Genomic DNA, 12,673 nt, shown 5'->3' on the forward strand with positions numbered 1-12,673 from the left:
GCAGCAGCAGGAGCCACGTCCGGCGCCACGTCCGGTCCATCGTCTGCGGACGGGACGGCCCTGCGGCCGATGGTCTCGCCCTCCCGGCGGACGTGGCTGCGCGGCGTGGCCTTGGGCGCGCTGGCGTTGGGCGGTGCGGTGGGTTTGGCGGGTGGGGGCTGGCTGGCCACGGGCCGGCGCCTGCCTTGGGGTGGAACCAGCCCGTCGGCCGTGCCCGATGAGGTGTGCATCGTCGCCCCCACCTTCGCCTGGGATCCGGCCAGCGGCTTGCCGCGCCATGCGGCTCGTCCCGTGCCTGAGACCGCCCGCTGCCCGGTGTGCGGCATGTTTCCCGCCCGGCATCCGCGCTGGGCGGCGCAGGTGGTGTTCGGGGATGGCGCCGCCCATTTCCTGGACTCCCCGGTCAGCCTGTTCCTCTACCTGCAGGATGTGGGCCGTTATGCCACCGGCCGGCAGCGGGCCGAGATTGCCGCGCTGTATGTGACCGACCAAGACAGCGGCACCTGGCTGGATGCGCGCCAGGCCTGGTATCTCCACGGTTCCACCCTGCGCGGCCCGATGCGCACCGCCGACCTGCCCGCCTTTGCCACGGAAGGCGGCGCCCGGGCCACCGCCACCCGCCAGGGCGGCGTGCTGCTGGGCTTTGCCGCGCTGGCCGCCACCCTGCCGCCTGAGCTGCGCCGCCTGGGGCCGCACCGCCATGGCCAAGGGGTGAAGGTTGAGGGGTGAAGGTGGAGTTGCCGCCTGCCAGCCAGGTTCTTTGGCCCGCTGGGGCTGGGGGCTGGGGACTGCGGCCCAGCAGGCATCTGATCTGGTCAATCTTCTGATTTTCTGGATCTGCCGCATCAGGCGCTGCGCCGGCACCATGCCGGCATGACCCTGCCGCTGAAGAAGCTCAATCCCTTTGGCTCCGGCAACTTGCTGGAGCTGGAGCCTGCCCAGACCATCCACGCCCGCCATGTGGACGGCCGCCATGCCCGCTGGCGCCTGGCGCTGCTCTGGCTCACGCAACTGGTGTTCTACGGCGTGCCCTGGCTGCACGTGGGTGGTCACCAAGCCGTGCTGTTTGACCTGGAGGCACGGCGGTTTCACCTGTTCGGCGCGGTGCTGGTGCCGCAAGACCTGATCTGGTTGACCCTGCTGCTGGTGGCCAGCGCGCTGCTGCTGTTTTTTGCCACCGCGCTGATGGGCCGGGTGTGGTGCGGCTTTGCCTGCCCGCAGACCGTCTACACCGCGCTGTTCACCTGGATCGAGCGCCGCTGCGAGGGCGACCGCCTGGCCCGCCAACGCCTGGACGCCGCCCCCTGGACCCTGAACAAGCTGCGCCGGCGTGGCGCCAAGCACCTGCTGTGGGTGGCGGTGTCGTTGTGGACAGGCCTGAGCCTGGTGGGCTGGTTCACGCCCATGCGCGAGCTGGCGCCCGCCGCGCTGACGGCCGCCACCGGTCCCTGGGAGTCGTTCTGGATCCTGTTCTACGGCCTGGCCACCTGGGGCAACGCCGGCTTTCTGCGCGAGAAGGTCTGCCTGCACATGTGCCCCTACGCCCGCTTTCAAGGCGCGTTGATGGACGAGCACAGCCTGCATGTGGGCTACGACCCGCGCCGCGGCGAGCCGCGCGGCCACCATGCCCGCGACAAGCGCCCGGCCGGCCAAGGCGACTGCGTGGACTGCACCCTGTGCGTGCAGGTCTGCCCCACGGGCATTGACATCCGCCAGGGCCTGCAGTCGGCCTGCATCAACTGCGGCCTGTGCATTGACGCCTGCGACACCGTGATGGACAAGCTGCAGGCCCCGCGCGGCCTGATCCGCTTCACCAGCCTGCATGAGCTGGCGCAGCCCGCGCCCGCCGGCGCGGCCACGGGCACCGGCCAGGGCTGGACCGCACCGGCCCCGCTGCCCCGGCGCCTGGCCGCCGCCTTGCGCCGCCCGCGGGTGGCGTTGTACGGTGGCCTGCTGCTGGCCTGCGCCACCGCGCTGGCGGTGGGGCTGTGGCAACGCCCCACCCTGCGGCTGGACGTGCAGCGCGACCGCAGCGTGATGGCCCGCGAGGTGGTGGACGCGCAAGGCCAGGTCCAGGTGGAGAACCTCTACCGGGTGCGGGTGGTCAACGCCAGCGCTGCGGCCCGCACCGTGCGGCTGGTGGCCGTCAGCGAGGACCCGACCCTGCAGCCGCAGCTGAGCCCGGATCAGGCGCTGAGCCTGGCCGGCGCCGAAGAGCGTCAGGTCACGCTGCGCCTGAGCCTGCCGGCGACGCCCGGCCCCGCGGCGGCCACCGGCCCGCTGCCCCTGCGCCTGCACGCGGTGGACGCCAGCACCGACGCCACGGCCCGGAACGTCCCGCTGGCCGAGGCGGCCACCACCTTCTGGCAGGCCCGCTGAGGCGGGGCGCCAGCCTGCCTACACTGCGCGCCGGTTTCCACACGACAGGGGCGCAAGACATGCAAGGCAGCAAAGTGGCCATCATCGGCCTGGGCGAGGTGGGGCTGTGCCTGGCGCAGGCGCTCCAAGCAGGGGGCCACGCCCTGGCGCTGTGCGCGCCACGGCCCGGCGCGGCGGCGCAGGCCCTGGCGCACGCCAGCGGCAGCGCGCTGCAGGCGACCCCGGGCCCCTGGCTGGCCGCGGTGGATTGGGTGCTGTGCTGCGTGCCGGGGGCCCAGGCGCTGGCGGTGGCCACGCAGGCAGCGCCACATCTGGCCCCCGGCGCCGTTTGGGCCGACCTGAGCACCGCCCCGCCCGAGGTCAAGCGCCAGGCTGCGCAGGCGCTGGCCGCAGGGCCCGGTGCAGCAGCCTATGTGGATGTGGCCATCATGGGCGCGGTGTCCTTGGGCGGTGTGCGCACCCCGCTGCTGGCCGCCGGCCCGCAAGCCGCGGCGCTGGCCGCGCTGCTGCAGGCGGCCGGTGGGCGGGTGCAATGCCTGGAGGGCGGCCAGCCCGGGCAGGCCATGGCCCTCAAGCTGCTACGCAGCGGGCTGACCAAGGGCCTGGAAGCGCTGGCCGTGGAACTGCTGACCAGCGCCGAGCGCCAAGGCCTGCGCGAGCAGCTCTACACCCAGCTGGCCGACATCGACGAGACGCCGCTGCGCGACTTTCTGGACATGCTGGTGCGCACCCATGTGGTCCATGCGCGGCGGCGGCTGCAGGAGGTGGACGACACCGCCCAGGCCCTGGCCGCCCAGGGGGCGCCCTCGCAGGTGCTGCCCGGCGTGGCGCGGCGCTTTGCCCAAACCGTGGCAGCGCTGCACACCCACCCGCTGCCGGTGGCGGCGCCCAGCGCCACGCAGGCGCTGGCCTGGCTGCTGGCCACGCAGCCGGCGCTGGCGGCTCAGGCGTCTGGGTCGGCGGCGCCTGCGGCGTCCCCGGCGTCCGCCGCGCCCATGGCGGACTGATCGTCCTGCGCCGCCCCCCCCGGGTCGCCACGGCGCAGCAGTTCCACCAGGCGCTGGGCGGCGGGGGAGAGGTAGGACTCGGCGCGCTGGATGACCACCAGGTGGCGGCGCATGGTGGCCTCCGGCACGGGCACCTCGCGCAAGCCTTGCAGTGCGCCGGGGCCCTGCAGGTGGCGCCGGGCAATGAAGCTGAGCAGACCGGTCTCGGCAATCAGCGCGGGCAGCACCAGCAGCATGGAAGACTCCACCTGCACCCGCGGCCGGGGCAGGCCGGCGCGGTCAAAGGTGTGGTCCAGCCAATCGCGGGTGGGGGCGCCGGGCTGCTGCAGCGCCCAGGGCCAGGCCACCAAATCGGCCAGGGTGGGACGGCCGCGGAAGATCGGGTGGTGCTGGTTGGCGGCCACCACGATGGTGTCCTCGGCCAGGCGCTCGGAGACCAGGTCGGACGCGGGCGCGCCCTCGGTGCCCACCACCAAGTCGAGGGCACCCTCGCGCAATTGCACACGCAGGCCATCCACCAAGCCCACCACGGTACGCAGGCTCACCGCAGGCGCCTCGGCCAACAGCTGGCGGGCCGCCTGCGGCAACAAAAACTGCGCAGCGGTGGGCACGATGCCCAAACGCACCTGCCCCGACAGGCCCGCCCCCAGGGCCGACAGCTCGCGCCGCGCGTCCTCCACGTCAAAGCGCATGCGCCGCGCCCAGCGCAGCAGCACCCGGCCGGCTTCCGTCAGCCGGATGCCGCGCCCGGCCTTCTCGAACAGGGCGGCACCGCAGGCAGCCTCCAGCCGGCGGATGGCGCTGGTCAGCGCGGGCTGGCTGCGGTGCAGGCGCTCGCAGGCGCGGCCCAGGTGCTGCAGCTCGGCAATGGTCTCGAAGTAGCGCAGGTCCCGCAGGTCCATTGCAAAAGTCCTGTGGATGAATTTCAAAGAAGTATCGATTGGACTTGAATTTTCAGGCCCCGAATACTGGCGCCCATCCAAAGACGCCACCGCGCGCCGAAGAGCACGAGACCGGAGACACCATGACCCTGAACCGCCGCGCCCTGCTGGGCCGGGCCGCCCTGTCGGCCACCGCCTTCACCCTGCTGGCCAGCCCCTTGCTCAGCCCTGGTGCCCTGGCCCAGGCCTGGCCGGCCAAACCCATCCGCATCGTGGTGCCCTTCCCGGCCGGCGGCGGCACCGACATCGTGGCGCGTGAGACCAGCCAGCGCGTGGCCGCGGCCACCGGCTGGACCTTTGTGATCGACAACAAGCCCGGTGCCGGCGGCAACCTGGGCGTGGACAGCGTGGCCAAGAGCCCGGCCGACGGCTACACCCTGGTGCTGGGGCAGACCAGCAACCTGGCCATCAACCCCACGCTCTACCCCAAGCTGCCCTACCAGCCGCTGAAGGACCTGACCCCCATCGTGCTGCTGGCCAACGCCCCGCTGGTGATGGTCACGGGCATGAACACGCCCTACAAGAGCCTGGCCGACGCGGTGAACGCCGCCCGCGCCAAGCCTGGCCAGATCAACTTCGCCTCGCCCGGCAACGGCACCGTGGCGCACCTGACCAGCGAGCTGTTCCAGAAGGCTGCCGGCGTGAAGACCCAGCATGTGCCCTACAAGGGCGCCGCCCAGGCCCTGACCGATGTGGTCAGCGGCACGGTGGACCTCTACATGTCGGCCGTGCCCACGCTGATCGGCCAGATCCGCCAGGGCAAGCTGCGGCCGCTGGCCGTGACCTCGGCCAAGCGGGTGGACGACCTGCCGCAAGTGCCCACCATCAACGAGTCGGGCTACAAGGGCTTTGACGCGGTGACCTGGTTCGGCCTGCTGGCCCCGGCCGGCACGCCCAAGGAGGTGGTGGCCCGCCTGAACGCCGAGTTCAACAAGGCGCTGAAGCAGCCCGAGCTGGCCAAGCGCCTGGCCGACGAGGGCGCCGACCCCGCCGGCGGCACGCCCGAGCAGTTTGCCGAGCTGATCCGCCAGGACATCCCGCGCTGGGGCAAGGTGGTGCACGAGTCGGGCGCCCGCGTCGACTGACCGCCCCCGGGCCGCCGCCGCAGGCGGCCCCAGCCTCTTCCCTTTCCCGACCCTTCCTCTCCTGGAGAAACGCCATGAGTCACGCCGCCGCATGCCCGGACGTCATCACGTCCATTGAACGCGTCAGCCCCGAGGTGGTGGCGCAAGCCGCCGGCTACGCCTCATCCATCCTGGCCGACGTGGCCGGCCGCCGTGGTGGCCTGCACGGCCGCATCGCCCCGCTGGCGCCGTCCATGCGCTTTGCCGGCCCGGCCATCACCGTGGAAGTGCGCCCCGGCGACAACCTGATGATCCATGCCGCGCTGGCCGTGGCCCAGCCGGGCGACGTGATCGTGGTGGACGGCAAGGGCGACCTGAGCAGCGCGCTGATGGGCGAGATCATGAGCCAGCAGGCCAAGGCCCTGGGCGTGGCCGCCGTGGTGATCGACGGCGCGGTGCGCGACAGCGAGGCCATCTGTGCCCTGGGCTTTCCCATGTACGCCGCTGGCCTGAACCCCAACGGCCCGACCAAGGCGATTGCCGGCCGGCTGAACCACCCCATCTCCGTGGGCGGCGTGACCGTGCGCCCCGGTGACCTGGTGGTGGGCGACGCCGACGGCGTGACCGTGATCGAGCGCGAGAAGGCCGCCGCCATGATGCCCCTGGCCGCCCAGAAGGTGGCCGCCGAAACCAAGCGCATCGCCGACATCCAGAGCCGCAAGGCGCTGCGCCCGGCCTGGCTGGACGGCGCCCTGCGCGCCGCCGGCGTCATCGGCGAAGGGGAAACGCTGTGAGCCGCGCCATCCTGGTGACCGGCGCCGACCTGGCCGCCCCGGCCGTGGCGCTGCTGGCCGACTATGAGCTGGTGTACGCCGGCACCAAGCCCACCGAGGACGACCTGGTGGCCCTGTGCCGTCGGCATGACCCGGTGGCCCTCATCGTACGCTACGGCAAGGTGGGCGCGGCGGTGATGGACGCCGCCCCGTCGCTGAAGGTGATCTCCAAACACGGCAGCGGCACCGACACCATCGACAAGGCCGCCGCCGCCGCCCGTGGCGTGCAGGTGGTGGCCGCTGCCGGCGCCAACGCCGCCGCCGTGGCCGAGCACGCCCTGGCCCTGCTGCTGGCCTGCGCCAAGTCGGTGGTGGCCCTGAACACCCGCCTGCACGCCGGCCACTGGGACAAGGCCACCCACAAGAGCGTGGAGCTGGAAGGCCGCACCGTGGGCCTGATCGGCCTGGGCGCCATCGGCCTGCGTTTTGCCCGCATGGCCGACGCCATGGGCATGCGGGTGCTGGGCTTCGACCCCTACGCCCGCAACCTGCCGGCCTATGTGCAGGCGGTGGACCTGGCCACGATCTGGCGCGAGGCCGACGCCATCTCCCTGCATTGCCCGCTCACCGCCGACAACGCCGGCCTGCTCAATGCCCAGACGCTGGCGGCCTGCAAGCCGGGCGTCATCGTGGTCAACACCGCGCGCGGCGGCCTGATCGACGAAGCCGCGCTGCTGCAGGCACTGGAGAGCGGCCAGGTGGCCAGCGCCGGGCTGGACAGCTTTGCCGTCGAGCCCATGACCGTGCCGCACCCCTTCCATGGCCACCCGCGCATCACGCTGAGCCCGCACATCGGCGGCGTCACCACCGACGCCTACGTGAAGATGGGTGTGGGCGCTGCGCAGAACGCGCTGGCCGTGCTGCGCGGCTGAGTCCGGCGCCCCCACCGGGGCCGCCTTCGGGCCCGGCACCAAGCTTCCGGGACCCTCGCCAGAGGGCCACTTCAGGCCCGCCCGCACCGGCGGCGCGGGCCATTTTTTCCTGCTTCTTGGCACCCAATAACAGCACGGAGACATGACATGCCCCTTCAACACCCCCTGACGCACACCGTTTTCACCCTGGCCTTGGGCGCCCTGGCCCTGTCCGCCAACGCTCAGACCCCCCCCACGCCCGACACCAACGCCCCGCTGGTGGTCTACGGCCAAGTGGACGCCATGCTGCGCCACGCCACCAACGCCCGGGCCGACGGCGGACCGCGCCGCAGCCTGGCCGACGGTGCCTACTCCGCCACGCGCTTTGGCCTGCGCCGCACCCAGCCGCTAGGTGAAGGCCTGCAGGCCAGCGTGCTGATCGAAGCCGGTTTTGATCCGTCCACCGGCATCTCCCAGCAGTCCACCGCCAGCGGCAACAACGGCAACGCCACCGCCACGTCCGGTCGCCTGTTTGGCCGCGAGGTGTCGCTGAGCTTGTCCCACGCCCGCCTGGGCGCCCTCAGCCTGGGTCGCCAGTACACCGTGGCCCACACCCTGTCGGGCCGCTTCCAGGCCCAGGGCAACCCCAACCTGGACGCCATCTCGGTCTACAGCGGCCACCATGTGGCACGACAGGACAACATGGTGCGCTACGCCGGCGCCCTGGGTCCGGTGGAGCTGCTGGCCGCCAACAGCGTGGACGAGCAGGCCGGCAAGGGCCGCGGGCTGGGTGTGGCCTACAAGGCCAGCGCCTATGAGCTGGTGGCCTACCGCCAGGACATCACCAGCACCGACGGCGCCACCACCCGCGAGATCACCGGCGCCGGCGGTAACGCCAGCTTCGGCCCGGCCAAGGTCTTCCTGGGCTGGATGAAGCGCCACGATGACGCGGCCACCGCCCGCGATCACAAGGTGCGCAGCCTGGGCCTGAACTGGAGCCTGAACCCGGCCACCACCTTCACCGCCAGCCTGATCAAGGACACCCAGAGCGGCGCCAAAGACGGCAACCGCGCCGTGCGCACCGTGGGACTGATCCACCAGCTGCACCGCAGCACCGACGTGTATGTCGAGCTGGACCGTAACACCCTGACGGGCACCTACAGCCAGCCCGACTTCATGGGCAACCGCGAAGCCGCCACCGGCACCAGCGTGGGCGTGCGCCACCGTTTCTGACGCCCTGATCCGTCTCCACACGTCCAAAGGCGCACCGCCATGACCCCGCCATCAACGCCACCCGCCTCCCGCCGCTGGCGCCAGGCGCCCGCCGGCAGCCGCTGGGGTGAATTCGGCCCCGACGACCAGCGCGGCCGCATGAACCTGGTGACACCGGCCAAGGTGCTGCAGGGCGTGGCCGAGGTGCGAGAAGGCCGCACTTTCGTGCTCAGCCTGCCGCTGGACGTGCCCGGGGGACGCACGCTCAACCCGCGGCGCCCGCCGCCCCAGCGCTACGCCGTGGTGCGTGACGGCCCCAGCGCCGGCCAGCAGGGCTTTTGCTGGTCGTATGAGGTGGAGGACCCGGAACTCACCGACGTCGTCAACGACGACGTGGTGCTGCTGGGCCTGCAGTACTCCACCCAGTGGGACAGCCTGGCCCATGTGGGCGCCCGTTTTGACGCCGACGGCGACGGCGTGGCCGAGGCCGTCTTCTACAACGGCTTTCGCGCCGGCGAGGACATCCGGCCCGGCCGCGAAGACCCCGGGGCCCCCCAGGACCAGACCCGCTATCCCGGCCCCGAGGCCGGCGCGCTGGGCATTGAGCACCTGGCCGAGCACGGCGTGCAAGGGCGCGGTGTGCTGATCGACCTGGAGCACCACCTGGGCCGGCGGCGCCAGGCGGTGGGCCATGACACGCTGATGCGGGTGCTGGAGGCCGACGGCATCGAGATCGAGCCCGGCGACATGGTGTGCGTGCACACCGGCTATGCCGACACCCTGCTGGCCATGAACCGCCAGCCCGACCTGGCCCGCCTGCACGAGACCGGCAGCGGCCTGGACGGCCACGACGCGCGCCTGCTGAACTGGATCACCGACAGCGGCCTGGCCTGCCTGATCGCCGACAACCCCGCGGTGGAGCTGGTGGTGCCCAAGCTGGCCACGCCCTCGCCCATGCGCCGCCCGCGCCTGCCGCTGCATGAGCACTGCCTGTTCAAGAACGGCATCCACCTGGGCGAGTTGTGGCACCTCACGCCACTGGCGCGCTGGCTGCGCGCCCACGGCCGCCACCGCTTTTTGCTGACCGCGCCGCCGCTGCGCCTGCCGGGCGCCGTGGGCTCACCGGCCACGCCCATCGCGACGGTTTGAACCCTGGGCTCCCCAGTGAGCCCGCCATCGCACGAACGAACGACAAAGCCGGCCCGAACCGGCCCCTGTAGGAGACAAGACGATGACGATGAAGACGCTGTGGAAGGCCGCCGTGGCGACCTTGGCCCTGGGCTGCAGCCTGGCCGCACAAGCCTGGCCCGAGCGGCCGGTCCGGCTGGTGGTGCCCTACGCACCCGGCGGCGCGGCGGACGCGCTGGCCCGCGTGGTGGCCGCCGAGCTGGGCACCCGCCTGAAGCAGACCGTGTTCATCGAGAACAAGGTCGGGGCCGGCGGCACGCTGGGCGCGCAGGCGGTGGCGCAGGCCGGCGCCGAGGGGCACACCTTCCTCTATGACGCCACCGCGTTCACCGTAAACCCGTCGCTGTACGCCAAGCTGCCCTTTGACTACCGGCAGGACTTTGTGCCGGTGGGGCTGGTGGCCCGGGTGCCCACGCTGCTGGTGGTGCCGGCCAGCTCGCCCGTGCGGACCGTGGCGGACCTGGTGCAGCGCGCCAAGGCCCAGCCCGGCCGGCTGGCCTACGCCTCCGCCGGCAAAGGCGGCGCGGCGCACCTGAGCGCCGAGCTGTTCCAGCAGGGGTTGGGCATCGACCTGATCCACGTGCCCTACAAGGGCGGCGCGCCGGCGCTGACGGACCTGGCCGGCGGGCAGGTGGAGTTCATGTTCAGCGCCATCACCGCCAGCGGCCCGCTGGTCAAGGCGGGCCGGCTGCGGGCCATTGCCACCGCCTTCGACCAGCGCATCGACAGCCTGCCCCAGGTGCCCACCGTGGCCGAGTCGGGCCTGCCCGGCTTCAGCGCCTTTGAGTGGAACGGCCTGTGGGCCCCGCGCGGCACCCCGGCGGAGGTGGTGCGCCGGCTGGAGGGCGAGCTGCGCGAGGTGCTCGCCTCACCCACGCTGCGCGCCAAGTTTGCCGAGATGGGCGCCGTGCCCGGCTCGGGCGACGCCCGCGCCTTCGGTGCGTTTGTCACCAGCGAAACCGCCAAGTGGGCCCGCGTCATCCAGACCGCCCGGCTGGAGCTGGACTGAGCCCCACACCAGGCCACGCCACGCCACACCACGCCACACCACGCCACACCACGCCACACCGCCCCCACCCGCCCTGCCCCTGCCCCCCGTACCCGAGGAGTTCCCATGCGCTTCATCCTGCGTTCCTTGCTGGCCGCTTCGGCCCTGGCCCTGAGCACCCTGGCCAGCGCCCAGACCTGGCCCGCCAAGCCCGTCAAGATCGTGGTGCCCTACCCGCCCGGCGGCGCGGTGGACGTGGTCACCCGCAAGATGGCCGCCAAGCTGCAGGAGCAGACCGGCCAGACCTTCTACGTCGAGAACAAGGCCGGTGCCGCCGGCACCATCGGTCTGTCCAGTGTGGTCCAGGCCCCGGCCGACGGCTACACCCTGGCCGCCAACGACACCACCTGGGCCCTGCTGCCCCACATCTTCCGCAAGCTGCCCTTTGACCACGACAGCGCGCTGGTGCCGGTGGGCGGCTTCGTCTTCGCCCCCATGGCCCTGGCCGTGAAGGCCGACAGCAAATACCGCACCCTGGCCGAGCTGGTGGCCGCCGCCAAGGCCCGCGCCAACGAGGTGAGCTACGGCACGGGCGGCGCCGGCTCGGCCCCGCACTTCGTGAGCGAGGCGCTGGGCATTGCCGCCGGCGCCAACTTCATGCACGTGCCCTTCAAGGGCGCGGGCGAGGCCACCATGGCCCTGCTGTCGGGCACCATCGACTTCCAGATCGCCTCCACCCCCGGCATCCTGGGCCAGGTCAAGGGCGGCAAGGCGCGGCTGCTGGCCGTCAGCGGCACCAAGCGCCTGGGTGTGCTGCCCGATGTGCCCACCTTCCAGGAGGCTGGCGTCAAGTTCCCGGGCCTGGTCAACTTCACCGCGCTGTTCGCCCCCAAGGGCACGCCGGCGCCCGTGCTGGAGCGCCTGCACAAGGAGCTGGCCACCGCCATGGCCTCGCCCGACATGAAGGCCTACGCCGAAGGCATCGGCGCCGAGCCCGGCCACTGGGACGCCGCCACCCTGGCGCACGACCTGCACGAGCGCACCGCCTTCTGGGGCCGCATCGCCGCCAACACCGCCTTCGAGCGGCAGTGACCCGGGGAGCGCCGCCATGTTCTTGCTGAACGCCCCCCAGGTGCGCGACACCGAGGTCTTCACCCGCCTGCCCGAGCGCTTTCGCCGCACCGGCGTGCGCTCGGACTGGGCCGATGCCAACCGGGGCGGCGCCCCCACCGACTCCTTCCTGGAAGGCCCGGTGTTCGACACCCAGGGCCATCTGTACGTCACCGACATCCCCTTCGGCCGCATTTTCCGCATCGACCCGCAGGGCGACTGGGAACTGGTGGCCGAATGGGACGGCGAGCCCAACGGCGCCAAGTTCCTCAACGAGCGCGAGCTGCTGGTCACCGACTACCGCCACGGCCTGATGGCGGTGGACGTGGTGAACGGCACTGTGCGGCCCTACCTGGCGCGCCGCAACAGCGAGCGCTTCAAGGGCGTCAACGACCTGTGCTTTGACGCCCGGGGCAACCTCTACTTCACCGACCAGGGCCAGACCGGCCTGCACGACCCCACCGGCCGGCTCTACCGCCTGCGGCCTGACGGCCAGCTCGACCTGCTGCTGGGCAACGTACCCAGCCCCAACGGCGTGGCCCTGTCGCCCGACGGGCGGGTGCTGTACCTGGGTGTGACGCGCGGCAACCAAGTCTGGCGCGTGCCGCTGCTGCCCGACGGCAGCGTGAGCAAGGTCAGCGCCTTCTTCACCTCCTACGGCCCCAGCGGCCCGGACGGCCTGGCGGTGGACGAGGCCGGGCGTGTGATCGTGGCCAACCCCGGCCTGGGCCTGGCCTGGGTGCTCAACCCCCGGGGCGAGCCCGAGGAGGTGCTGCGCAGCGCCGCCGGCAGCTCCTTCACCAACGTGGCCTTTGGCGGGCCCGAGCGGCGCACCCTGTACGCCACCGAGTCCGTCACCGGCAGCGTGCTGCGGGTGGACATGGCCCACGCCGGCCTGCCGGTGCACCGCGCCTCCACAGCCCTCACCGGCACGCGCTGACGCCCCCCACCGCCTTCCCGACCCAGATCCGGAGAGCCCCATGGTCCACACCGCCCGCACCGCCCACCTGCCGCCACGCCGCCCGCCAGCGCTGGCTCTCCCACGGCCCCACCCGCGGCCGGGCCCCGCGGCGCGGCGCGGGGCCGCGCTGGCGGTGGCC

The 12,673-nt window shown here is 72.4% G+C and carries 12 protein-coding genes; 11 read left to right on the forward strand and 1 reads right to left on the reverse strand.

Features of this window, described 5'->3' with window-relative positions:
• Positions 1-69: 69 nt before the first annotated feature.
• The 3 genes from G3A44_RS20570 to G3A44_RS20580 all read left to right on the forward strand — a co-directional run bounded on the left by G3A44_RS20570 (position 70) and on the right by G3A44_RS20580 (position 3,386).
• The gene (locus G3A44_RS20570) at positions 70-729 is read left to right on the forward strand and encodes a nitrous oxide reductase accessory protein NosL (protein WP_239062010.1); all 660 of its coding nucleotides are present in this window, start codon (positions 70-72) and stop codon (positions 727-729) included.
• Positions 730-873: 144 nt separating this feature from the next.
• A complete protein-coding gene (gene ccoG, locus G3A44_RS20575) occupies positions 874-2,379 on the forward strand; it encodes a cytochrome c oxidase accessory protein CcoG (RefSeq protein ID WP_163459627.1) in 1,506 nt (501 codons plus the stop codon).
• Positions 2,380-2,438: 59 nt separating this feature from the next.
• Positions 2,439-3,386: an NAD(P)-dependent oxidoreductase gene (locus G3A44_RS20580; RefSeq protein WP_163459628.1), complete on the forward strand. Its 948-nt coding sequence runs from the start codon at positions 2,439-2,441 to the stop codon at positions 3,384-3,386.
• On the opposite strand, the gene G3A44_RS20585 is transcribed toward G3A44_RS20580, so the two are convergent.
• Positions 3,323-4,288 (reverse strand): LysR substrate-binding domain-containing protein, encoded by a 966-nt coding sequence (locus tag G3A44_RS20585; RefSeq protein ID WP_163459629.1) that lies wholly within the window; start codon positions 4,286-4,288, stop codon positions 3,323-3,325. The genes G3A44_RS20580 and G3A44_RS20585 overlap by 64 nt on opposite strands.
• Before the next feature lie 122 nt (positions 4,289-4,410).
• Between G3A44_RS20585 and G3A44_RS20590 the strand changes: the two genes are divergently transcribed.
• From G3A44_RS20590 to G3A44_RS20625, 8 genes are all read left to right on the forward strand, one after another.
• Positions 4,411-5,412, forward strand: a complete 1,002-nt coding sequence (locus tag G3A44_RS20590; protein ID WP_163459630.1) for a Bug family tripartite tricarboxylate transporter substrate binding protein — start codon at positions 4,411-4,413, stop codon at positions 5,410-5,412.
• 74 nt (positions 5,413-5,486) lie between these two features.
• Positions 5,487-6,185: an RraA family protein gene (locus G3A44_RS20595; RefSeq protein WP_163459631.1), complete on the forward strand. Its 699-nt coding sequence runs from the start codon at positions 5,487-5,489 to the stop codon at positions 6,183-6,185.
• On the forward strand, positions 6,182-7,096 hold the full coding sequence (locus tag G3A44_RS20600) for an NAD(P)-dependent oxidoreductase (RefSeq protein WP_163459632.1): 915 nt from the start codon (positions 6,182-6,184) through the stop codon (positions 7,094-7,096). Before G3A44_RS20595 ends, G3A44_RS20600 begins: the two co-directional genes overlap by 4 nt.
• A gap of 147 nt (positions 7,097-7,243) precedes the next feature.
• Positions 7,244-8,308 carry a porin gene (locus G3A44_RS20605; protein ID WP_163459633.1) on the forward strand — a complete coding sequence of 355 codons (1,065 nt, stop codon included), beginning with the start codon at positions 7,244-7,246 and terminating at the stop codon, positions 8,306-8,308.
• Between the two features lie 39 nt (positions 8,309-8,347).
• Positions 8,348-9,436, forward strand: coding sequence for a cyclase family protein (locus G3A44_RS20610; RefSeq protein ID WP_163459634.1), 1,089 nt, complete (start codon positions 8,348-8,350; stop codon positions 9,434-9,436).
• An 82-nt stretch (positions 9,437-9,518) separates the two neighbouring features.
• Complete coding sequence (locus G3A44_RS20615; protein WP_239062011.1) at positions 9,519-10,484, forward strand: tripartite tricarboxylate transporter substrate binding protein; 966 nt, start codon at positions 9,519-9,521, stop codon at positions 10,482-10,484.
• 105 nt (positions 10,485-10,589) lie between these two features.
• The gene (locus G3A44_RS20620) at positions 10,590-11,555 is read left to right on the forward strand and encodes a tripartite tricarboxylate transporter substrate binding protein (RefSeq protein WP_163459635.1); all 966 of its coding nucleotides are present in this window, start codon (positions 10,590-10,592) and stop codon (positions 11,553-11,555) included.
• A 16-nt stretch (positions 11,556-11,571) separates the two neighbouring features.
• Complete coding sequence (locus G3A44_RS20625; protein ID WP_163459636.1) at positions 11,572-12,513, forward strand: SMP-30/gluconolactonase/LRE family protein; 942 nt, start codon at positions 11,572-11,574, stop codon at positions 12,511-12,513.
• Positions 12,514-12,673: the final 160 nt, after the last annotated feature.

The sequence above is a fragment of the Ideonella livida genome (assembly GCF_010499455.1).
Classification (GTDB): Bacteria; Pseudomonadota; Gammaproteobacteria; order Burkholderiales; family Burkholderiaceae_C; genus Ideonella; species Ideonella livida.